Annotated in this window: 17 protein-coding genes; 10 read left to right on the top strand and 7 right to left on the bottom strand. The window is 74.0% G+C overall.

What is annotated here, in order from left to right:
* The first annotated feature begins 415 nt into the window (after window positions 1–415).
* The 4 genes from HT134_RS02315 to HT134_RS44570 all read left to right on the top strand — a co-directional run bounded on the left by HT134_RS02315 (window position 416) and on the right by HT134_RS44570 (window position 8199).
* Window positions 416–2008 carry an FGGY-family carbohydrate kinase gene (locus tag HT134_RS02315; protein ID WP_175598575.1) on the top strand — a complete coding sequence of 531 codons (1593 nt, stop codon included), beginning with the start codon at window positions 416–418 and terminating at the stop codon, window positions 2006–2008.
* A gap of 236 nt (window positions 2009–2244) precedes the next feature.
* Entirely contained in the window at window positions 2245–3450 is a 1206-nt protein-coding gene (locus HT134_RS02310) for an FAD-dependent oxidoreductase (RefSeq protein ID WP_175598574.1), read from the top strand.
* Window positions 3451–4427: 977 nt separating this feature from the next.
* A complete protein-coding gene (locus tag HT134_RS02305; protein WP_175598573.1) occupies window positions 4428–5459 on the top strand; it encodes a coiled-coil domain-containing protein in 1032 nt (343 codons plus the stop codon).
* 130 nt (window positions 5460–5589) lie between these two features.
* Complete coding sequence (locus HT134_RS44570; RefSeq protein ID WP_217707145.1) at window positions 5590–8199, top strand: serine/threonine-protein kinase; 2610 nt, start codon at window positions 5590–5592, stop codon at window positions 8197–8199.
* A 2-nt stretch (window positions 8200–8201) separates the two neighbouring features.
* Here the strand turns inward: HT134_RS44570 and HT134_RS02295 are convergent, their stop codons facing one another.
* The 3 genes from HT134_RS02295 to HT134_RS02285 form a co-directional block, all read right to left on the bottom strand.
* A complete protein-coding gene (locus tag HT134_RS02295) occupies window positions 8202–9116 on the bottom strand; it encodes a pirin family protein (RefSeq protein WP_175598572.1) in 915 nt (304 codons plus the stop codon).
* 95 nt (window positions 9117–9211) lie between these two features.
* Complete coding sequence (locus HT134_RS02290) at window positions 9212–10333, bottom strand: MBL fold metallo-hydrolase (protein WP_175598571.1); 1122 nt, start codon at window positions 10331–10333, stop codon at window positions 9212–9214.
* Window positions 10334–10423: 90 nt separating this feature from the next.
* Window positions 10424–11212, bottom strand: a complete 789-nt coding sequence (locus tag HT134_RS02285; RefSeq protein WP_175598570.1) for an oxidoreductase — start codon at window positions 11210–11212, stop codon at window positions 10424–10426.
* 112 nt (window positions 11213–11324) lie between these two features.
* Between HT134_RS02285 and HT134_RS02280 the strand changes: the two genes are divergently transcribed.
* Window positions 11325–11909 carry a TetR/AcrR family transcriptional regulator gene (locus tag HT134_RS02280; protein WP_312887924.1) on the top strand — a complete coding sequence of 195 codons (585 nt, stop codon included), beginning with the start codon at window positions 11325–11327 and terminating at the stop codon, window positions 11907–11909.
* A 20-nt stretch (window positions 11910–11929) separates the two neighbouring features.
* Here HT134_RS02280 and HT134_RS02275 read toward each other — a convergent pair whose 3' ends face one another.
* A complete protein-coding gene (locus HT134_RS02275) occupies window positions 11930–12826 on the bottom strand; it encodes a LysR family transcriptional regulator (protein WP_175598569.1) in 897 nt (298 codons plus the stop codon).
* A 121-nt stretch (window positions 12827–12947) separates the two neighbouring features.
* Between HT134_RS02275 and HT134_RS02270 the strand changes: the two genes are divergently transcribed.
* The gene (locus tag HT134_RS02270; RefSeq protein ID WP_175598568.1) at window positions 12948–13454 is read left to right on the top strand and encodes a nuclear transport factor 2 family protein; all 507 of its coding nucleotides are present in this window, start codon (window positions 12948–12950) and stop codon (window positions 13452–13454) included.
* A gap of 24 nt (window positions 13455–13478) precedes the next feature.
* Window positions 13479–14774 carry an FAD-binding oxidoreductase gene (locus tag HT134_RS02265; RefSeq protein ID WP_175598567.1) on the top strand — a complete coding sequence of 432 codons (1296 nt, stop codon included), beginning with the start codon at window positions 13479–13481 and terminating at the stop codon, window positions 14772–14774.
* Window positions 14775–14810: 36 nt separating this feature from the next.
* On the opposite strand, the gene HT134_RS02260 is transcribed toward HT134_RS02265, so the two are convergent.
* Window positions 14811–16172, bottom strand: a complete 1362-nt coding sequence (locus HT134_RS02260) for an NAD(P)/FAD-dependent oxidoreductase (protein ID WP_175598566.1) — start codon at window positions 16170–16172, stop codon at window positions 14811–14813.
* Between the two features lie 494 nt (window positions 16173–16666).
* On the opposite strand from HT134_RS02260, the gene HT134_RS02255 reads away from it, so the two are divergent.
* Window positions 16667–17854 carry a Cmx/CmrA family chloramphenicol efflux MFS transporter gene (locus HT134_RS02255; RefSeq protein WP_175598565.1) on the top strand — a complete coding sequence of 396 codons (1188 nt, stop codon included), beginning with the start codon at window positions 16667–16669 and terminating at the stop codon, window positions 17852–17854.
* Here the strand turns inward: HT134_RS02255 and HT134_RS02250 are convergent.
* Window positions 17828–18562: a tyrosine-protein phosphatase gene (locus HT134_RS02250; protein WP_175598564.1), complete on the bottom strand. Its 735-nt coding sequence runs from the start codon at window positions 18560–18562 to the stop codon at window positions 17828–17830. The genes HT134_RS02255 and HT134_RS02250 overlap by 27 nt on opposite strands.
* A 52-nt stretch (window positions 18563–18614) precedes the next feature.
* Complete coding sequence (locus HT134_RS02245) at window positions 18615–19043, bottom strand: type II toxin-antitoxin system PemK/MazF family toxin (protein ID WP_175598563.1); 429 nt, start codon at window positions 19041–19043, stop codon at window positions 18615–18617.
* 284 nt (window positions 19044–19327) lie between these two features.
* Here HT134_RS02245 and HT134_RS02240 point away from each other — a divergent pair, with 284 nt between their 5' ends.
* Window positions 19328–20356 (top strand): LacI family DNA-binding transcriptional regulator, encoded by a 1029-nt coding sequence (locus HT134_RS02240; protein ID WP_175598562.1) that lies wholly within the window; start codon window positions 19328–19330, stop codon window positions 20354–20356.
* Window positions 20357–20779: 423 nt separating this feature from the next.
* On the top strand, window positions 20780–22063 hold the full coding sequence (locus HT134_RS02235; protein ID WP_175598561.1) for an extracellular solute-binding protein: 1284 nt from the start codon (window positions 20780–20782) through the stop codon (window positions 22061–22063).
* The last annotated feature ends 3 nt before the right edge of the window (window positions 22064–22066 follow it).

The raw sequence follows: 22066 nt of genomic DNA, 5'->3' as shown, positions 1-22066 counted from the left end.
GATGCCCCTCCTGCGGGCCTGCTCCTGCGTGGCCGGTTTGCTCCTGCCCGGCTGGCCTGCCCCCGCCCGGCCAGCCTGCCGCGCCAGACGCGCTATTCCGCCTGGCCAGGCTGTCGCGCCGGGCTGGGCTACCGCGCCGGGCGGCGGATGCCCTTGAGCCGTTCTGCCACGGCGACCCAGACAGACTGCTCACAGCGAGCTGGCGGTGCCGGTCATGACGTGGCGGGGGAGGCGGCCGCGCTCCGTACGCGCCGGCCGCTCCTCGGTGTGTACGCGCCGCCTGCTCTTTGGTCCGTACGTGCCGCCCTCTCCTCCCTCTGTACGCAGCGCTCTGTACGCAGGGGGCTGGGTCTGGGGCCCGTACGCACGGCTGGGTCTCGGTACGTGGGGGTCGGCGTCGCGTAGGCTCCCGGCCATGCGCACGCTGGCCGGGGTGGATGTCGGGACGACGCACGTCAAGGTGGGGTTCCACGACGAGAACGGCCGGTGCCTGGCCGAGGTCCGCCGGCCGACCCCGCGTCAGTTGCCCGCCCTGGTCGCGGCCGTACGCGAGGGGCTGGCGGAGTGCGCGGCCCGGACCGGACACCGGCCCGACGCGATCGGCGTCACCGGCATGGCCGAGACCGGCGTGCCGCTCGACGCTGAGGGCCGGCCGCTGACCCCGTTGGTGTGGTGGACCGACCCCCGGGGCGCCGAGGAGGCCTCCGAGCTGGCCCGCGACGCGGTGACGCTGTTCGAGGTCACCGGGCATCGCGCCACCGCCAAGACGCCGCTGGCCAAGTGGCTGTGGCTGCGCCGCCACGAGCCCGCTGTGCTGGACCGGATGCGCTGGTGGGCGGGTGCGCCCGACGCCGTCGCCAACGCTCTCACGGGCGCGTTGCGTACCCACGAGACGCTGGCCGCCCGCACGCTCGCCTACGACCTGGGCCGGCACGCCTACGACCCGGACCTGCTCGCGCTCGCGGGGCTCACTTCCGAGGTGCTGCCGCCGGTGGCGGGGGCGGTGGAGCCGGTCGGCCGGGCGGTGGCCGGCCTCGACGGTGTGATCCCCGGCACGCCTGTGGTGATCGCCGGCCACGACCACATGGTGGGGTGCTGGGCCGCCGGCGTCCGCCGTCCCGGCGACGCCGGCGACTCGCTGGGCACGGCTGAGGCCGTCATGGTGCCGGCCGCGGCGCCGCCGGACGCCCGGACCGGCCTCGCACTCGGCATCACGGCCGACCCGTCCCTCGACGGGCGGCACGTCGTGCTCGTCGGCGGCCTGTCCAGCAGCGGCGCGCTGCTCGACTGGCTGCTCGATCTCCTCGCCTCCGGCTCTGACTCTGGGTCTGGGTCTGGGTCTGGCTCAGCGTCTCTCTCCGGGACCGCGGCAGGGGACAACCCCGGCGCTGGTTCCGGCTTGGGCTCAGGTTCGGGCTCGGGCTTCGGATCGGGGTCGGAGTCTGACTCGAGCTCTGGCTTCGGGTCTCGGATGCGGGACAGGTACGCGGTGCTGCCACACCTGCTGGAGGGCGTGCGGCTGCCCACGGGTATCGTCGCCGAGCCGTACCTGCGCGGGCGCGCCGCCCCGGCACCCGACCCGCGAAGGCGACTGACGCTGGCCGGGCTGGACGCCGATCACGGGGCCGGCGACCTGCTGGCCGCCGCCATCGAGGGCACCTGCCTGCACACGCGCTGGACGCTCGCCGAGCTCACCGCCGTGGCGGGGACGGCGGTGGAGCGGCTGGTGGTGTTCGGCGGGCAGGTCAGGATCCCGCTGTGGATGCGCATCAAGGCCGCGGTGTCCGTGCCGCCGGTGGAGGTGGTGCGGGCGCGCGACGCGGTGTGCGCGGGAGCCGCGCTCGTCGCCGGGCAGGCCGGCGGTTCCCTCGACGACGTGCCGGTCCTGCCCCACGAGGCCGAGCCGCGCGACCCGGCCCTCGCCGCCGCCTACGACGCGGTGTACGAACGCTTCCTCGAGGCGGCGAGGACGACGGGCACGCCAGGCGCCGCCGAGGACGCCGGCTAGCGCATGACATCCGAGCCAGCGGCGAACAACAGGACGGCCCAAGGACGACACGACGGCTTGTATGACTAGGCCGCTCGCGCAGGACTGCGATACGGCTTGCGCGACGAGGCCATGCCGGGGACACGGAGATGGCCAGGGCGGCGGGCGGCATGACGCTCCCCCGGCCCGCGAGATGGCCCGCCGCGTCCGCCCCGAGCTCGCCCAGCACGACGGGCACGGGTGGGAAGGACGGCGCCATGACGCTGGCGGGCGTGGCTGCCCGGGTCGGCTCCAGCGGGCTCGCCTCGGCGGAACTCTGCCCGTCGGCGGCACGCTCCGCCAGGTTTCCTGACGGGCTCGTCGAGGCGGGAAGAGGTGTCGCGGGCGCGTGGTTGGAAGGGGACGTGGAGAAGATCGACGTCGTGGTCATCGGCGCCGGGCAGGCGGGCCTGTCCAGCGCGTACTTCCTGCGCCGCTTCGGCCTGGATCCCCTGGTCCTGGACGCCGCCGAGGGGCCCGGCGGGGCGTGGCGGCACCGGTCACCGACCCTCACCATGGACAAGGTCCACGGCGTGTTCGATCTGCCGGGCAGCAGACGTGAGCAGGAGGCCGACGGCGAGCGCCCGGCCGCCGCCGTGGTGCCCGCCTACTACGCCTCCTACGAGCGCGACCTCGGCCTGGAGGTGCTTCGACCGGTCGAGGTGTCCGCCGTCACGCGGGGCCCCGGCGAGCGGCTGACCGTCACCTCCGGCGCGGGGGAGTGGGCGGCGCGCGCCGTGGTCAACGCCACGGGCACCTGGACCCGTCCCCACTGGCCGTACTATCCGGGCGCCCGCGACTTCCGCGGCCGGCAGCTCCACTACGCCGCCTACCGCGGGCCCGAGGAGTTCCGCGGCCGGCGGGTCGTCGTGGTGGGCGGCGGCAACTCCGCCGCCCACGTCCTGTCGGAACTGGCCGGCGTCGCGGCGGCCACGCTGTGGGTGACCCGCCGGCCGCCGGTCTTCCGTGGGGACGACTTCGGCGAGAGCGCCCGCCGGGAGGCGGTCGCCCTGGTCGAGCAGCGGGTACGCGCCGGGCTGCCGCCGCAGAGCGTCGTCGCCGTGACCGGGCTCGGTTACACGACGGTCGTCCGCGAGGCCCTGGAGAAGGGCGCCCTGGAACGGCTGCCGATGTTCGCCCGGCTCACGCCTGACGGCGTCGCGTGGGCCGACGGTGCCGAGGCCGCGGCCGACACCGTCATCTGGGCCACCGGGTTCCGGTCGGCGCTGAGCCACCTTGCGCCGCTCCACCTGCGCGAACCGGGCGGCGGGATCGCGGTGGACGGCACCCGGGTCCTGGCCGAGCCGCGGCTGCAGCTCGTCGGCTACGGCCCGTCGGCGAGCACGATCGGCGCCAACCGTGCGGGCCGCACCGCCGCCCGCAACGTGCGCGACCTGCTCGCCACCGCCGCCGAGGCCGCCTGAGACCGTTCCTCGATATCACTTCTTCCGAGCGTCTCGTCCGGATCGTCGTCCGGCATGCCGACCCCGCACGACAACCCCGCATGACGATTGCGCATGCCCTCCCGCATGCCGATCCTGCATGGATCGCGACTCCGGCGGGTTCGCATCTCGACACGCCGCGTCACTGCGGGGTAACGTCCCGGCGGAAGGATCTTTATCCATCTAAAGGGCCGTTTTTCGGATTTATCCGAGCAGGAGGTGCCCCGCCATCGTGACGGAGCCAACGGACGCAGCCGTACCGTACCGCTCGCTCCCGGATCGGGCGGCGCCCTCGTCCGAACGCGACGACACCCCAGCGCAGGATGCCTCGGCCCCTGGCCACGACACGCCCGCGCATCAGGCCCTGGTCCCCGGCAGCGACGCCTCCGCGCATCAGGCCCCGGTCCCCGGCAGCGACGACCCTCTCCCGGTCCGCGACGCCCCCCTGCCAAGCCGCGACGTCCCCCACGCACCCGAGGACGCCGCACTTCCTCACGGCGCACTTCCGCACGACGGCGCTCGCCCGTACGACGTTCCTCTCCGGCAGGACAACCCTCTCGCGCGCGACGAACCTGTCCGGCCCGGCGAACCTCTCCCGCCCGATGACCTTCTCGCGCCCGACTGCGCCGTCCCCGCCGTCCCGCCTGACTCGTCGCGCAGGCCGTCGGCGCGGTGCCGTGACCCGTTCCAGTCCGCGCTGAGCCCCGTCGTCCGCCGGGCGGTCGCGGGCGGGCTGCTCCTGGCCACCGCCGCCGCGATGGCGGCGGCCCTCGCCATCTGGAACGGCCGGCCCTCCGACGGAACCGGCGCCCTCGCCCCCGCCACCCCGTCAGCCGCAAATATGCTGATTCCCGGCGAAGCGGTGTGATCCCCTACTATCTACCCTCGGTAAGAGGGTGCTCGCCGGACCGTAACGGAATCCCCCCGGCGCGACCCTGCGGCACGGCCGAAGGAGAAGCGTGGCGGTTGCGTCCCCCGCCGACCGGCGGCGCGGCCCGCTCAGACCTTTCCGCCTCCCCCTGGCGCTGGTTCTCACCCTGACGGGCACGCTGGGCGGGGCCGCGATCACGGGCGCCGAGCCCCGGCCCGCGATGGCGGCGCCGAAACCCACGGTCGAACAGCTCAAGAAGGAGCTGGCCGCGCTCCAGAAGGAGTCGGACCGGCTCATCACCGACTACTACAACGGCCGTATCGCCCGCGAGAAGGCGGAGAAGGCCGAGAAGGCCGCCAAGGAACGGCTCGCCGCCGCGCAGGAGGTCTTCGACCGGGAGTCCACCGAGCTGCGCGCGATGGCCGTCGCCCAGTACATCGGCGCCGTGCCCGTCGGCCAGGTGGTGCTCTCCGGGGCCGAGGACTCGAACACGCTGCTGAGCAGGCTGGCCCTCGCTCAGCACCTCGCCGACCGGCAGCACGCCCGGCTGAGCGGGTTCGCCCAGGTCAGGGACGAGCACGCGCGCGCCGAGGCCGAGGCGGCCGCCCGCGCCGCCGAGCTGGCGGACCAGGTGGCCGACCTCGCCGAGCGCAAGGGCAAGGCGGTCAAGCAGATCGACAAGATCAAGGACAAGATCGACCAGCTCTACCAGGCGCCCGGGGTGCGGCGCTCGGACGGCACCTGGGTGCCGCAGCTCCCCGAGGGCTCCGACCACATCACGCCCCGGATGCGGCTGGTCAAGACCCTCATCCAGGAACGCTTCGACGTGCCGTTCGGCATCGGCTGCTACCGCACCATCCAGGACGGCGGCGAGCACCCGCTCGGCCGGGCGTGCGACTTCATGCTGAGCCGCGGCGGCTCCATGCCCACGGCCGGCGAAGTGGCGCGCGGCAACGAGATCGCCGCCTGGGCCATCAAGAACTCCAAGCGGCTGGGCATCATGTACATCATCTACCGGCAGCGCATCTGGCACTCGCGCACCGGGACGTGGCGGACGATGTCCGACCGCGGCGGCACCACCGCCAACCACTACGACCACCCGCACATCTCGGTCTACTGAGGCCCGACAGCACTGCGGCCCTGCTGCCGGGACCGGCATCCCGGCAGCAGGGCGCCCGTCCTCCGAACCGGTGGGCCGGCAAAGCCCGCGGAGGCAAGCGTCCTGCAAGGAAAATGACCATAATCTGGGCATGCCGTCTATCAGCAGGCTCAACCCGGGCGATCCCGCCACTCTCGGAGGCTACGAGATCAAGGGGCGGCTCGGAGAAGGCGGTCAGGGAGTCGTCTACCTCGGTGAGGACCGGGAGGGCGGCCGGGTGGCCGTGAAATGGCTGCGGCCCCACCTGGCGGGGGACGCGGTCGCGGCGGAGCGCTTCGCGAGGGAGGCCGCGGCGGCGCGGCGCGTGGCGCCGTTCTGCACGGCGAAGGTGCTGGCCACCGGCGTCCACGACGAACGTCCGTACATCGTGAGCGAGTACGTCGACGGGCCGTCCCTCCAGGAGGCGGTGGCCCGGGACGGGCCGCGCACGGACGCGGCGCTGCACCGGCTGGCCATCGGCACCGTGACGGCGCTGGCCGCCATCCACCAGGCCGGCATCGTCCACCGCGACCTCAGCCCCGGGAACGTGCTGCTCGGCGCCGATGGGCCGCGCGTCATCGACTTCGGCATCGCGCGGGCGCTCGACGCCACCTCGACGATCACGTCCATGCCGGTCGGCACGCCCGCGTTCATGGCGCCCGAGCAGATCCTCGCCCAGGCCGTGGGGCCGGCGGCGGACATGTTCGCGTGGGGCAGCACCATCCTGTTCGCCGCCAGCGGGGCCGGGCCCTTCGCCGCCTCGTCCGTGCCCACGATCATCCAGCGCGTCCTGTACACGGAGCCCGACCTGACGCCGCTCGCCGAGCCGTTGCGCGAGCTCGTGGCGGCCTGCCTGGCCAAGGATCCGGCGCGGCGGCCGACGGCCGAGCAGGTGATCATGAGGTTGCTGCAGAGCCCGTCGTCCGCCGAGGCGCCGGAGCTGGAGCAGGCGGCGGCGGTGGTGAACGCCGGCCCGCCGGTGCCCCCGCTTCCCGGCCCGCCGGAGTCCTCACGGCCTCCTGGGCCTCAGGTCTCCTCCGCTTCGGGCCCGCAGGCAGCGCCGCACCCGGGCCCGCAGGGGTCCTCTCGTCCGGGGCCCGAGGTGCCGTCGCACTCGGGGGCGCAGGCGTCCTCCCAGGTGGGGCCCCAGGTGGCAGGAGGCTCGGGGCCGCAGCCGCCACAGGGTCCTCCCCACGGCGGGACGGCCGACCAGGCCGGGACGCCGTCCGCCGGCCCTGGCGCGGCACCGCAAGGACCCCACGGCCCGCCTCCCTCCTACGGCCCACCACCCAGCTCGGGTCCGGGCGCCCCGCAGGGTTCCCCTCAGGGCGCTGGTCCGGGCGGTCCGCAGGGTTCGCCTCAGGGCGCTGGTCCGGGCGGTCCGCAGGGTTCGCCTCAGGGCGCTGGTCCGGGCGCCCCCCAGAGTCCCCCGCACGGCGCCGGTCCGGGCGGGCCTCAGCGTTTTCCGCAGAGCTCGGGTCCTGGGGGCCCGCAAGGCTCCCCGTACGACGCGGCCCCAGGACGTCCCCAGAACTGGCCCCCCTACGCGCCCCCGGGCGGCCCGCAAGGTCCTCCCCCCGGCGCGCCCCTCGCCGGGAGCGCGCCCCTTCCCCCGTACGGCGGTCCGGGAAGCCGCGCGCCGCGCCCCCAGGGGCCGCGCAGGGGAATGGTCGTGGCCGGTGTCGCCGCCGCCGTGGCCGTGGTGGCGACCATCGCGGTCGTCGCCGTCGCCGTCGTCCGGATGCGCGACGACCCCGGCCCCGCACCCACCCTGGCCGCCACCGCGACGGCCACCGCGACCCCGAGCCTCGCCCCGGTCCCCACCACCGGCCTGGGCCGGCTCACGTTGCCGGGGACGACCGCCACCCTCTTCGAGTCGCCCGCCGACAAGGTGCGCCTGACCACGTACATGCTGCGCGACCCCAAGACGCAGAACTGGGTGTACTACGCACGCGACTCGCTGACCGGAAATTTCGTGAAGTATCCGGAGGCGTGGGAGGCCCTCCTCTCACCGGACGGCCGCTACCTGGCCAGCCGCGGCAAGCAGTTCGTCGGCGGCTACGACACCGTCGACATCACCGACAAGGCCACCGGCGAGAAGTTCTCGATCCGCACCTCGCGTCAGCCGCTCAGCGCGTACGTCCAGACCTGGTCCCGCGACGGCAACCGCCTCCTCCTCAACGTCGGCAGCGCCGCCGGCACGGAGTGGCAGTCCACCGGGTTCGCCATCGTGGACGTCGCCACCCGGCAGGCCAGCGTCGCCACCCTCAGGGAGGGCGCGCTGCGCGGCATCCGGTACGGCTTCGACGAGCGGGACACCGGCGTCGTCGCCCTCTCCAGCGTCGCCAAGCAGCAGGCGCTGCGCTTCTTCGACGCCGGCGGCACGCGGGTGCGCCGCGTGCCGAACGTCGGCGCGGCCATCGCCGACTCGCTGTTCTCGCCCACGGGCCAGAAGTTCGTCACCAACTGTCCCGGCCTGGTCAGCGGCGACAACTGCGTCTACGACACCGCGACCGGCGCCGAGCTGACCCGCTTCGAGTCGCCCTGCTCGGGCCTGGCCACCTGGTACGACGACCTGCACCTGGTCTGCTGGACGAACCCCGACGGCGGCCGCTACGAGATCCACGTGATCGACTTCACGGGGACCCCGGTGCGGACGCTGCTCACGGTGCCGACCGGCGGCGAGAACATGGACGTCGTCTTCTCGCACCCCCGCCGGTGAGCTCAGCGGCTGCGGCCCCGGGGCCGCAGCCGCGTGCCGGGCAGGACGGGCGCGGGCAGCGGCGCGCCGTCGAACCCCTCGACGGCGCCGAACCCGTCGCCCTCCATCCACTCCTTGCGGAACGCGACGATCTCGTCGTGGTCGCGGCCCACGAAGTTCCACCACATCACGATCTCCTCGGCGAACGGCTCGCCGCCGATCACCAGCACCCGCCCGTCGCCGTTCAGGGACAGGCCCGTACGGCCGGGCGGCAGGTACAGCAGCGGCCCCCGCTCCAGCGGCTCCACCTCGCCGTCGAGCAGCAGCAGCCCGTGCTCGAACGCGGGATCGAGCGGCAGCTCGGCCGCGCCCGAGACGGCGACCTCGGCCCCCGCCAGCGGCGTGAGGGCCGTCGCCGGCGACGTCGCACCGGCGAACGACCCCATGATCACCGTCGCGGTGAAGCCCGGCCCGGACACCCGCGGCAGCTCCGCGTGGTGCTCGAAGCCCGGCTCCATGCCCCGGGCGCCGTCCGGCAGCGCCACCCAGAGCTGCACCCCGTGCAGCAGGTCCTCGCGCGACTCCTCCGAGTGGGAGATGCCGCGCCCGGCCGTCATGAGGTTGAGCTGCCCCGGCCGGACCACCTGGAGGCTGCCCAGGCTGTCGCGGTGCAGCACCTCTCCCGACAGCAGCCAGCTCACGGTCTGCAGGCCGGTGTGCGGGTGCGGCGGCACCCGCATCGCGGCCACCTCGGGCCCGTAGGCGTCGACGAAGCACCACGCGCCGATCATGCGGCGGTGCACGCCGGGCAGTGTCCTGCTCACGCGCATCGCGCGCGGGCCGCCCAGCGGCACCTCCCGCCCGGCGAGCGACTCGGCGGCGCCGCCGTCCGCCGCGCCGCACCGGATCTCGCCGGGGTCCCGCTCCAGGTTGCTCATGCTGCGACTGTACGACTGCCGCGTCACCGGCTCAGCCCGGGGTCTCCACGAGCCGTCGTCGGCTCAGCCCGGGGCCTCCACGAGCCGTCGCCGGCTCAGACCAGGGTCTCCCACCAGCCGTCCACGGCCGGCACCGCGTCGGGGTCCACGGCCTCGCCGGGCCGCGGCACCGCGATCGACACCTCGCGGGCCTTGGCCTCCCGCCACAGCCGCTCCACCGGCTCCGCCCACGGGTGCAGCGCCAGCGTGAACGTCGCCCAGTGCACCGGCAGCAGCACCCGGCCGCCCAGGTCGAGGTGGGCGTTGACCGCCTCCTCCGGGTTCATGTGGATGTCCGGCCACGCCGGGCTGTAGGCGCCGATCGGCATCAGCGTCAGGTCGAACGGCCCGTGCTGCGAGCCGATGCCGCGGTAGCCCTCGAAGTAGCCGGAGTCACCCGCGTAGAACACCTTGCGGGTGGGCCCGGCCACCACCCACGAGCCCCACAGCGTGTCGTTGCGGGCGAGCGTGCGCCCGGAGAAGTGACGGGCGGCCGTCGCGACGAAGCGCAGCCCGCCGACCTCGGCCTCCTCCTCCCAGTCGAGCTCGATGATCCGGTACGCGGGCACGCCCCAGCGCTCCAGGTGGGCGCCGATGCCCAGCGGCACCAGGAACGGCGCCTTCTGCGTGGCTGTCAGCCCGCGGACCGTCGCCATGTCGAGGTGGTCGTAGTGGTCGTGCGAGATCGCGATGGCGTCGACCAGCGGCAGGCTCGCCAGCGGCACCGGCACCGGGTGGTGCCGCTTCGGCCCGACGAGCTGCGAGGGGGAGGGGCGCCGGCTCCACACCGGGTCGAACAGCACCCGCCGCCCCTCGATCTCCACCAGCGTGGAGGCGTGGCCGTACCAGATCGCGCGCACGCCCGACGTCGGCGCCGCGCCCGCCGGGGGCACGCGCAGCGGCACGGGGCCGGCCGGGCGCCGCTGGTCGCGGTCCTTGGCCAGCTCGCCCAGCATGCCCGCGGGCGGGGCGCTGACCAGCGTCGTCGCCTCCGGCATGGTGTTGACGAACGCGCCGTCCCTGAACTGCGGTGAGCGCCGGATCCGCTCCGCCCGCACGGGCCCCGACCGCAGGGGCCGCACACCGAGTTCCGCGGGCACGTCCCGCAGCGCCCATCCCGCCGCCGCGAGGGCCGCCCCGCCCATGAGGATCCGCCGTGCCGTCCGCAGTGCCGCCATCGTTCACTCTCCCCAGGATGTCTGTTCCGTCCTGCTCAACCGAGCGGAGCGGCCGTCCTGTTCCCGTTACGACGATATATCGCGATAGGTTCAGACCGTCTTGACGGCTCCGCCGTCGATGACGTAGTCGGCGCCGTTGACGCTCGCGGCGCGCGGCGAGGCCAGGTACGTCACCAGGGCGGCGACCTCCTCCGGTCCGACGAACCTGCCGGTCGTCATCCCCATGCCGGACGGCAGCCCCGCGAGCAGCTGCTCGTGCTCCAGGCCCAGCGAGGCCGCGAGTGCCGCGCCGTACCCCTGGGGATCTTCCCACATCGCGGTGCGGACCGGTCCGGGGGAGACGGTGTTCACGCGCACGCCCTGCGGTCCGAACTCCTCGGCCAGCGCCTTGCCGAACGCCGTCAGCGCCGCCTTGGTGGTCGTGTACGGGATCGGGCCGGAGTGCGGCATCCGCGCGCCGATGGAGGAGATGTTCACCACGGCGCCGCCCCGCCGCACCAGGCTGGGCAGGGCGGCCCGGGTGGCGCGGACGGCGCTGAGGAAGTTCAGGTCGAACGCCTGGAGCCAGTGCTCCTCGCCGAAGCCGAGGAAGCCGCCGGCCTGCTCCTGGCCTCCTTCGCCGCCGCCCACGTTGTTGACCAGCAGGTCGAGCTCGCCCACCTCGGCGAGCGCCCGCTCGACCAGCCCGGCGGGCCCTTCCGGCGTGGACAGGTCGGCGGTCAGGGTGATCACGCCGGTGGCCTTCAGCTCGGGGGTGACGGTGCGGGCGCCCGCGACGACGCGCACGCCCTCCTCGGCCAGCGCGGTCACGACGGCCAGTCCGATGCCCCTGCTGGCGCCGGTGACCAGGGCGGTCGTCCCGCTCAGTCGAAGATCCATGAGGTGTCCTCCATCACTAGTCGCTTCATCGGTGATGCGGAAACCGTAGAACATGCAACATCAATGATGCAACTCCATCGTCAATGAGGACGATGGTGTAGCCTTCTCTGTCGTGACAGAAGCGACGCGGGCGCTGCGGTCGGACGCCGAGCGGACCGTCCGCCAGATCCTCGAGGCCGCCGAACGCGTCCTCAGCCGTAACCCGGCGGCCACCATGGAGCAGATCGCCGAGGAGGCGGGCGTGGCCCGCACCACCGTCCACCGGCGCTTCGCCTCCCGCGACGCGCTGGTCGGCGCGATGGCCGCCTGGGCGACCCGCCGCTTCGCCGACGCGGTCGAGGCCGCCCACCCCGAGACGGCGCCGCCGCTCGTCGCCCTCTACCAGGTCACGGCCAACGTGCTGCGGGTCAAGCTCGACTGGGGCTTCGCGATGAGCCGCGCCCTGACCGCCGACCCCGAGGCGGCACGGGTCCACGCCGAGGTGGAGGAGAAGTGCGAGCGAGTGTTCCGGGCCGCGCGGGAGGCGGGGCTGCTGCGGGCCGACGCCGACCTCGGCTGGGCCCGGCGGGTGTACTACGCGCTCATCCACGAGGCCGCACAGAGCGGCGACGGCGACGCCGACGCGCTGGCCACACGGGTCGTCGACACGCTGCTGCGCGGCGTGGGCACCGCCCAGGGCCTCACGGCGCCGCGCTGACCGGCCGAGGCCCTGGGCCCTCAGGCGTCGTCGGCGACCAGGTCGCGGGCGGCCTCGCCGAAGGCGCGCACACGCGCGCTGGCGCCCTCGGCTCGCCACATCAGCCCCCACCGCAGCGGCGGGGCGTCGTCGATCGGGACGTACGCGACGTCGGGCCGGACGTAGTAGCGCCGGGCGTGCGCGCCGACCGGGAAGACGCCGTGACCGGCGCCGACCAGCGTGAGCATCTCGTTGAAGGTCGAGGCCGACGGGCCCGGCTCGATCGGCCGCCCCGAGGGGGTGAGGGTCGGGGTGCGGTCCGCGCGCATGGACGCGGGGAGCGTGCCCGGAAGCTGGAGCAGCCTGACCCGGGCCAGGTCCTCCAGGCAGACCGACGTCCGGCGGGCGAAGGGATGCCCGGCCGGGACCGCGAGCATGCGCGCCTCGGACACGAGGACCGGCCCGGTGGCGATGTCCGGCTCGTCGACGGGGAAGGTGCCGAGCGCGAGATCGATCTCGCCGGCCCGCAGCCAGGGCATCAGGTCGACCATCTGCGCCTCGCGGAGCCGCACGTCGCAGTCCGGCCTGCGCCGCCGGAACAGCTCGGTCACCCCGGAGAGGAGCTGGCCGCCCGCCGCGCCGACGAACGCCACGCTCAGGGTGCCGGTGAGGCCGCGCCCGGCGGCGACGGCCCGCTCGTACGCGGCGGCGATCCGGTCCCAGGCGGGCCGGGTCTCCTCGTACAGCTCGCGCCCCACCGACGTGAGCTCCACCCGGCGGCTGGTGCGGTTGAACAGCGGAACCCCGACGCGGCGCTCCAGCTTGGCGATGGTCTGGCTGATGCGGGCGGTGGACACCCGCAGCCGCTCGGCGGTCCGGCCGAAGTGCAGCTCCTCGGCCAGCGTGAGGAACGCCTCCAGCTCGTGCCGCTCCAGCATGGCGTCCCCCGATCGTTAATCCTCGCTTGACAATCGTTGCACAGAGCCGCATTGATCGGCTCGCGGCCCCGGTCGAGAGTGGAACCGCTCGAAACCCCTCCGACCCGCATGGGAGCATGCGATGTACGTCACCTCGGCACAGGCGCTGTCCGCGCCCGCCCATGACCAGGACGCCGCGGTCCGGGAGCTGCGGGACCGCGCCGAGATCGTGGACGCCCTCCACCGCTTCGGCCTCGGCCAGGACCTGAAGGACAAGGAGCTGTTCGCCTCGGCCTTCGCGGCCGACGCCGAGCTGGACTTCCGTCCCGCGGCGGCGAAGTGGGGCGGCCGGCCGCCCCTGATGAGAGGGCGGGACGCGATCGTCTCCACGATCCTGGCCCTGTTCGACGGCCGGGTGGACACCACCCACCAGGTCACCAACCCGCGGGTCACGGTGGACGGCGACACGGCGCGCCTGACCGCGCTGGTGGAGGCCCAGCACCTGCTAGCCGCCGACCACGGTGTCTTCGCCCTGCTCAAGAACCCGTACGACGTCGAGCTGGTCCGCGACGGGGAACGCTGGGTCGTCCGCCGCATGACCATCGACAACGCCTGGTACACCGGCGACCCCGTCGCCATCTTCGGCTGACCCCACCTACACCTGAGGAACCTCATGGAGACCTTGCGATCGGCCGTCCGCGGCCAGGTCCTGCTGCCCGGCGACCCCGGGTTCGACGCCGCCCGCCGCCCCTGGAACCTGGCCGTCGAGCAGCCCGTGGCCGCCGTGGTCGAGGCCGCCGACGCCGACGACGTCGCCGCCCTCGTCCGCCACGCCCGTCAGGCCGGGCTGGGCGTCGCGACGCAGCCGAACGGGCACGGCGCGAGCGGCCGTACCGAGGGCGCGATCCTGCTGCGCACCCGGCGGCTGGACACCCTCGACATCGACCCCGCGGCCCGGAGCGCCCGCGTCGGCGCGGGCGTGGCCTCGGGCCGGGTGCAGGCCGCCGCGGCGCCGCACGGCCTGACCGGGCTGCCCGGCAGCTCGCCGGTGGTCAGCGTCGCGGGCGTCGCCCTCGGCGGCGGGCTGAGCTGGTTCGGCCGCGCGTTCGGCTGGGTCGCCGACAGCGTGACCGCGTTCGACGTCGTCGACGCCGCCGGACGGCCGCGGCGCGTCACCGCGGACGCCGACCCCGACCTGTTCTGGGCGCTGCGCGGCGGGGGAGGAGACTTCGCGGTCGTCACCGCGCTGGAGCTGTCCCTGCGCCCCGCGCCGCGCCTGTACGGCGGGCGCGTCCTGTGGGCGGCCGAACACGCCCCCGCCGTCATGGACGCCTACCGGCGGATCACCGCCGCGGCCCCGGACGAGCTGACCGTCTGGCTCGACCTGCTCCACTTCCCCGGCGCCGATCCCATGGTCGCCGTCGACGCGACGTACCTCGGCGGCCCCGACGAGGCGCGCGACCTGCTGGCCCCGCTGGACCGCCTGGCCGCGCCGCTGTCCGACAGCCGGGGCGTCATGTCGCCCGCCGAGCTCGGCTCCATCACCGCCGAGCCCACCGACCCCGGCCCGGGCTGCTCCCGCGCCGAGCTGCTGGCCGAGCTGGACGACACGGCCGCCAAGGCGCTGCTGGCCGACCCCATCGCGCCGCTGCTCAGCGTGCAGATCCGGCACCTGGGGGGCGCGCTGGCCCGCCCGTCCGACAGCCCGCACGGCGCTCTGGCCGAGCCGTACGCGGTGTACCTGTTCGGGATCCCCGCCGACCCGGCCACGGCCGAGGCCGTCACGGCCCGGCAGCGCGACATCGCCGGCGCCCTCCCGGTCAGCGGACGCAAGCCGTACACCTTCCTCAACCCCGGCGAGAGCGCGGCCGACGCCTTCACGCCGGAGGCGCTGGCCCGGCTGCGGGCCGTCAAACGCCGCCACGACCCGCAGGACGTCCTGCGCGCCAACTTCCCGGTCGGCGGCTGACCCCGCGGGGCCGCGGCGGTCCCGGGCGGCGGGGGGTCAGGAGGGGAGGCGGTACGGCGCCAGGTCCAGCGGCGAGGGCTCGCCGAGCGCGAGCCGCGCCGCGAGGAGCCCCGCGAACGGCCCCGCCGTCAGCCCGTACGCGCTCAGCCCCGTGGCGAGCACCACCCGCTCGCCCACGCGGCACAGCAGGGGCGGCCCGCCCGCCCGTACGGGCCGCAGCCCCACCCGGGTCTCCGTCACCGTGGCCCCGGCCAGCCCGGGGGCGAGGCGGAGCCCGGCGCGCAGCACCTCCTCCAGCCCGCCCATCGTGACCCGCGGCACGAACCCCACGTCCTCGACCGTCGCCCCCACGACCACCCGCGAGCCCGGGAAGCCGAGCAGGTACGGGCCGACGTGCGGCAGCACGATCGGCCATCCGGCGGTGTCGACCCCGTCGAGGGCCGCGTGCACGATCTGGCCGCGGCGCGGGAAGACGGGGACCTCCACGCCGAGCGGCCGGCACACGGCCCCGCTCCACGCCCCGGCCGCCACGACCACCATGTCGGCCGCGATCGTCTCCCTAGTCGCGACCGTCTCCCTTGTCGCGAGACTCTCCCTTGTCGCGACCGTCTCCGCGGGCGCGCCGTCACCGGCGGGGTCTTCCGGAGCCGGCCCGCGTGCCTCCCGCTCCCACGCGCCCGTCCGCGACCCGGTGTCATCGCCGGAGAGGGGCGCCGCCTGCCGCCACGACCCGTCACCGCCGGCCACGTCCGCCCGCCCCGGCCCGCCCGGCGCGGGGTGAGCGCCGGACGTGCCGGCCGCGTCGCCGGCGCTCAGCAGCGCCTCGTCCCCGGCGCTCAGCGGTACCTCGCCCCTGGCGCTCAGCAGCACCTCGCCCCCGGCCGTCAGCGTCGCCACGCCCGTGCGCAGCGCGGCCCCCTGCCGCACCGCCGCGCGCAGCAGCGCGTCACGGACGGCGCGGCCGTCCACCCGCGCCGCCCCCGGCACGTGGATCGCGGTCAGCCCTTCCGCCAGCGGCGGGAACAACCGCGCCGGGTCCGGGACCACGGTCACCTCGCCCATCTCGGGCGCCTCGGCGTGCCGCCGCGCCAGCAGCGCCCGCACCGGCTCCAGCTCCGCCGGGTCCCCGGCGACCAGCAGCGCCCCCACCCGCTCGTACCCGAGGTCCTCGCCCAGCGCCTCCACCAGTTCCGGGTAGTGCCGCGCGCCCGAGCGGGCCAGGGCGTACCAGGCGTCGTCCTCGGGATGGTCCACCCACGGGCACACGATTCCCGCCCCGGCCGCCGTGGCCTGCCCCTCCAGGTCCGCGTCCACCACCACGACGTCCGCTCCGCGGCTGCTCAGGTGGTACGCGGCGCTTGCCCCGACGATCCCGCTTCCGATCACTGTGACCCGCATGCCGCCATGATTCCAGCCGGGTGCGGGCTCCTCACCGGCGGCCGTGGCGGAAATGTTTGGACATGATCGGGAGGGGTGACTAGGGTGAGGGCCCATGTCCAGCCCCGAGGCGTCAAGACGTTAGCCACCGGCCGTCCGGTGGCCTCCTCCGACGTCGCCCCGCTTGCCTCCCGTCGCCGTTGACGGCCGGAGGGCGCTCGGGCGCGCGTCCGTCGCCGCCATCGGACCGCCGCACGCGCGGGGCCGCGTCCGCCTGGACCGCCGCCACGTCACCTCGGTGACCGTGGCCGGGATCCGGCGCGCCGGCGCGCCGACTCCTCTCCGACACCCTGACGCGATGACGCCCTGACGCGTGACGCGTCGGCTCCTCGATGCCTCGATGCCTCGATGCCTCGATGTCTTGATGCCGGGGAGGGGGGAGGGCGAGCACGGCAGGCGACCCCGCATCCGTTCGTCCGACGATCCGATCCACGACATCGTTGCGGAGCCTCACCGTGCCCTTCGCCCTGTACCTCCTCGGACTGGCCGTGTTCGCCATGGGAACGTCCGAGTTCATGCTGTCCGGCCTCATCCCGGACATCGCCTCCGACCTGCGCGTCTCCGTCCCGGCGGCCGGAGCGCTCACCTCGGCGTTCGCCGCCGGGATGGTCGTCGGAGCGCCACTGACGGCCGCGCTCAGCATGCGCTGGCCACGCCGCCGGGCCCTGCTGGCGTTCCTGGTCTCGTTCCTGCTCCTGCACGCCCTCGGCGCGGTCACCACGAGCTTCGAGGTGCTGCTGGCCACCCGGTTCGCGGCGGCCGTGGCCGACGCCGGGTTCCTCGCGGTCGCCGTGGCCACCGCCGCCGCGATGGCGCCGCCGCGGGCCACGGGACGGGCCACGTCCATCCTGCTCGGCGGCGTCACCCTGGCCTGTGTCGCCGGCGTCCCGGCCGGTGCGGTGCTCGGCAACCTGTGGGGATGGCGGTCGGCGTTCTGGGCCGTCGCCCTGCTGTCGGTGCCCGCCGTCGCGGCGGTCCTGCGCTCCGTCCCGGCCGCGCCGGCCGGCACCGGGGACGGCGGCGCCCGGCGTGAGGCGAGGGCTCTGCGCGACCCCCGGCTCCTGGTGCTGCTGCTGCTCGCCGCGCTGGTCAACGGCGCGACCTTCTGCACGTTCACCTACCTGGCCCCGCTGGCCACCTCGGCCGCCGGGATCGCTCCGGGATGGGTGCCCGGGCTGCTGGTGCTGTTCGGGCTCGGCTCGTTCGCCGGGGTGAGCGCCGCCGGGCGGCTGGCCGACACCCGGTCCCGTCTCCTCCTGAGCGCCGGCGGCGTGACGCTGGCGGCCGGGTGGGCGGTCCTGGCTACGGTCGCGGGCTCGCCGGTGGCCGTGTCGGTGCTGGTCTTCACGCAGGGCGCTTTGTCGTTCGCCGTCGGCTCGACGCTGGTGTCCCAGGTCCTGTACGCGGCGACGCTGGCGCCCACGCTGGCCGGGAGCTTCGCCACGGCCGCGTTCAACGTCGGCGCCGCCGCCGGCCCCTGGCTCGGCGGGATCACGATCGGCGCCGGGTTCGGTTACCGCTCGCCGGTCTGGGTGAGCGCCTCGCTGGTGGCGGTCGCGCTCGCCGTCGCGGCGCTCGCCCACGTCACCGGCCGGGGCCCCACGTCGCGGGACGCCTCACGGCTCCAGCAGACGCTCCCGTAGCGCCTCGACGACGTCGCCGTCCACGCCCAGGTGCTCCGCGACGTACCGCTCCACCGAGCCGTGGGCGGCGGCCAGGTCCGCCAGGAAGAACCTCATGATGTCCGCCGGCGCCCGCCCGTACCCCGGCCACAGCAGGGTGCGGTCCGGGTGCGCGGCGCGCCAGTCGGCGACCAGCCGGTCGGCCGCCAGGTCGGTGAGGGCGAAGTCGGCGACGACGGCCTCCTCGTCCACGCCCACCAGCGTCAGCACGAGCGCGGCCAGCAGGCCGGTGCGGTCCTTGCCGGACGCGCAGTGGAACACCAGCGGCGCGCCGGCGTCCGAGGCGATGACCTCCAGCGCCCTCCGCAGCTCCTTCGCGCCGTCGTGGGCCACCTCGGCGTACCGGTCGGCGAGGTAGCGCGCCGTGTCGACGTCGGGGGTGAGCGCCGCCTGGTCGTACGGGCGGTGCTCGATGCTGAGGTTGTGGTACGCGAGCCCGTCGAGGTGCGGCACCCGCCCCTTGGCCGCGATCTCCCACGGGTAGCGCAGGTCGATGACCGTGCGCACGCCCAGCCTCACGAACCGGTCCCGGTCCGCGTCCCGCAGCTTCGACAACGAGTCGGAGCGGTAGAGCCGCCCCCAGCGCGTCGAGCGCCCGTCGCGCGCGCGGTAGCCGCCCAGGTCCCGGAAGTTGTGCAGTCGCTCGAACGCGATGTGCCGTGTCCTCACCCGCCGGACCCTACAGCCCCCGGCCGGTCGCGGGCCGCGCGCCCTCCGCGGTTCAGCCCGCCTGCCAGCCGTACAGCTTCATCAGCCGGGCCGCGACCCGCGTGAACCGGTCGACGTCCAGCACCGCGCCCTCGCGCCGGATGTCGTCCTCGTCCAGCTCGAACACCCGGTCCAGCCGTACGTGCGAGACCTTGCCGTCGCGGCCCCACGCGCCGATCTCCAGCCACTCGGGGCCGTCGTCGCCCCTGCTGGACAGCATGACGCCGAGCAGCCTGCGACCGGTGCGACCGACGACCAGCAGCGGACGGTCCTTGCCGCGCGACGGGTCCTCCTCGTACGGCACCCACGCCCAGACGATCTCACCGGGGTCGGCCAGGCCGTCGAGGTCGGGGGAGTAGGCCAGCGTGGCGGCCTGGGCGAGCGAGTGGACCTCACGCACCGCGCCGCGCGCCGGCCGCGGGTCTTCACCTTGTCCGAACACGTGAGCATCCTAGATCGCCGGGCTCCCGAGGACGACCGGGATCGCCGGGACGGGCCCGGCGGAGCGTACGCCCGACTCCCGATGAGCAGCTCCTTGCAAGAGATCGGAAGATTCTGCAAGATGCTCACCGGATCTCGACGGGTCATGGCGCTGAGGCGGGGTCGCCAGTGCCTGCAAGTGCTGAAAGAGCTGTGCTCGCTGGATACGCTAGAGCGCGGCCTGATGCCGAGGTCGTCCACGGACAAGAACTGGGCGTATGGGCAGGGAAAGGTAAATTAGCCACTATGACAATGCGCCTCGCCGACGTCGCCGCCCAAGCGGGCGTGAGCGAGGCGACTGTGAGCCGAGTGCTGAACGGCAAGCCGGGGGTGGCTTCGAACACCCGGCAGGCGGTTCTCACGGCTCTCGACGTCCTGGGGTTCGAGCGCCCGCCCAAGCTGCGGCAGCAGAGCGCCGGCCTGATCGGCATGATCCTTCCCGAGCTGACCAACCCCATCTTCCCCGCCTTCGCCCAGGTGATCGAGAGTGCGCTGGTGCCGTCGGGCTACACGGCGGTCCTGTGCACGCAGACGCCCGGAGGCATCACCGAGGACGACTACACCAACCTGCTTCTGGAGCGGGGCGTCGCGGGCATCATCTTCGTCAACGGGCTGCACGCCGACTCGCGTTCCGACCCCGCCCGCTACGCCCGGCTGAACGAGCTGGGCCTGCCCATGGTGCTGATCAACGGCTACCGGTCCGACATCGACGCCCACTACATCTCCAACGACGACGCCGCCGGCCTCGACATGGCCGTCAGCCATCTGGTCTCCCTCGGCCACCGGCGCATCGGCCTCGCCGTCGGCCAGGAGCGCTTCACCCCCACGATCCGCAAGACCGAGGGCTTCCGGCGCGCGCTGGCGCGGTACGCGGGCATCACCGACATCGAGCACCTGGTCGTCAACACGCTCTACACGGTGGAGGGCGGGCAGTCGGCCGCTCAGCAGCTTCTCGACCGTGACTGCACGGCGATCTGCTGCGGCAGCGACATCATGGCGATCGGCGCGATCCGTGGGGTGCGCCAGGTCGGGCTGCGCGTGCCGGAGGACGTGTCGGTGGTCGGCTTCGACGACTCACCGATGACGGCGTACCTCGACCCGCCGCTCACCACGGTCCGCCAGCCGGTCCGCGACATGGGACTGGCGGCCGTGGCCAGCCTCCTTGACGAGATCCGCGGGATCCCGGCCCCGCGCACCGAACTGCTCCACCGGCCGGAACTCGTCGTCCGCCGCTCCACGGCGCCCGTGCCCGCGGACCTGTCCGCCGCGGGATAGCCGTTAAGGCCGGCGGCGGGAACCCGCCGGCCTCGTGACGCCCTCAGACCTGCACGTTCATGCCCGCGGCGTGGCAGCCGTCGATCATGGCCTACCCGGCCGGGCCGGGGGTGGGGCCGTCGGAGGCTGAGCCGTGCGGAGGGGTTGCCTGGAAGTTGCTCAGCGGCCACCCGATGGGCAATGCCTTGCTGCAAGATTCCACACCTCCTTGGGGCCTTGATAGCAAGAACCCATCGATCACAGCCCGTTTCGTCCGTATTGTCGGACGCAGTGCTCACGAAGCGTAGGGAATCGATCGCTCTGCGTGCGAATATAACGAAATGACCGCCATAGTTTTGCAAGAGCTTTCATAGATTCTTGCAGCCGCGTAACGTCCTCCTCGCCGGCCCACCCACCCCCTGAACGTCCGATGAGGAGACAGATATGCGGCGAGCCATCTCGACCGTGACCGTCGTCGCCGCTCTCGCTGTGGCGGCCTCCGCGTGCGGCGGCGGCGCGTCGACCGGGACCGCGAAGCCCGCCCCCGCCGATCCGGCCCAGATCGCCGGTGAGATCACCTGGTGGGACACCACGAGGCCCGACAGCGAGGGACCGACCTTCCAGAAGCTCATCAAGCAGTTCGAGGCCGAACACCCCAAGATTAAGGTCAAGTACGTCAACGTGCCGTCCGACCAGGCGCAGAACCAGTTCCAGACCGCCGCCCAGGCGGGGAGCGGCGCACCGGACGTCATCCGCTCGGAGGTCGCCTGGACCTCGCAGTTCGCCTCGCTCGGCTATCTCCAGCCGCTCGCCGGGACGCGCGCCGTGGACGACGAGAGCGACTACCTGGCGGGGCCGCTGAGCAGCACCAAGTACCAGGGCAGGACGTACGCCGTGCCGCAGGTGACCGACACCCTGGCGCTGATCTACAACAGGAAGCTCCTCAAGAAGGCGGGCTACGACCAGGCGCCCAAGACCCTGGAGGAGCTCAAGAAGGTCGCCCTCGACGTCAAGGCCAGGACAGGCGTCAACGGCCTGGCGCTCAATGTGGACTCCTACTTCCTGCTGCCCTTCCTGTACGGCGAGGGCGGCGACCTGCTGGACGTGATGACCAAGAAGATCGTCGTCAACTCACCGGCGAACGCGAAGGCCCTGACGGAGGTGGCCGACCTGGTGACGTCAGGAGCCGCGCCCAAGCCCGCGCTCCAGGACAGCTACGCCAACGCCATGACCGCCCTGAAGGACGGCAAGGCCGCCATGATCTACAACGGCCCGTGGGCGCTGTCGGAGATCTACCAGGGCAAGGAGTTCAAGGACAAGGCCAACCTCGGCATCGCGCCCGTCCCGGCCGGTTCGGTGAAGGCGGGAGCGCCGACCGGCGGGTGGAACCTCGCCGTGTACGCCGGCTCCAAGAACCTCGACGCCTCCTACGAGTTCCTGCGCTTCATGAGCTCGGCGGACGCGCAGGCCACCGTCTCCAGCGACCTGGGCCTGCTCCCGACCCGGGCCTCCAGCTTCGACGACCCGAAGGTCAAGGGCCGCCAGGACGTGGCGATCTTCAAGCCGATCCTGGACACGGCCGTCCCCCGCCCGTGGATCCCCGAAGGGGGTCAGCTGTTCCAGCCGCTGCTCGAGGGCTACCAGGCGCTGCTCGGCGGCGCCACGCCGCAGGACGCGCTCAAGCAGGTCGACGCGAAGTACCACAGCATCATGAAGGACTGGAGCTGACCT

The organism is Nonomuraea rhodomycinica, assembly GCF_013363995.1.
GTDB lineage: Bacteria > Actinomycetota > Actinomycetes > Streptosporangiales > Streptosporangiaceae > Nonomuraea > Nonomuraea rhodomycinica.
The sequence above is the reverse complement of the archived record's forward strand: the minus strand, read 5'-3'. Positions and strand labels throughout refer to the sequence as shown.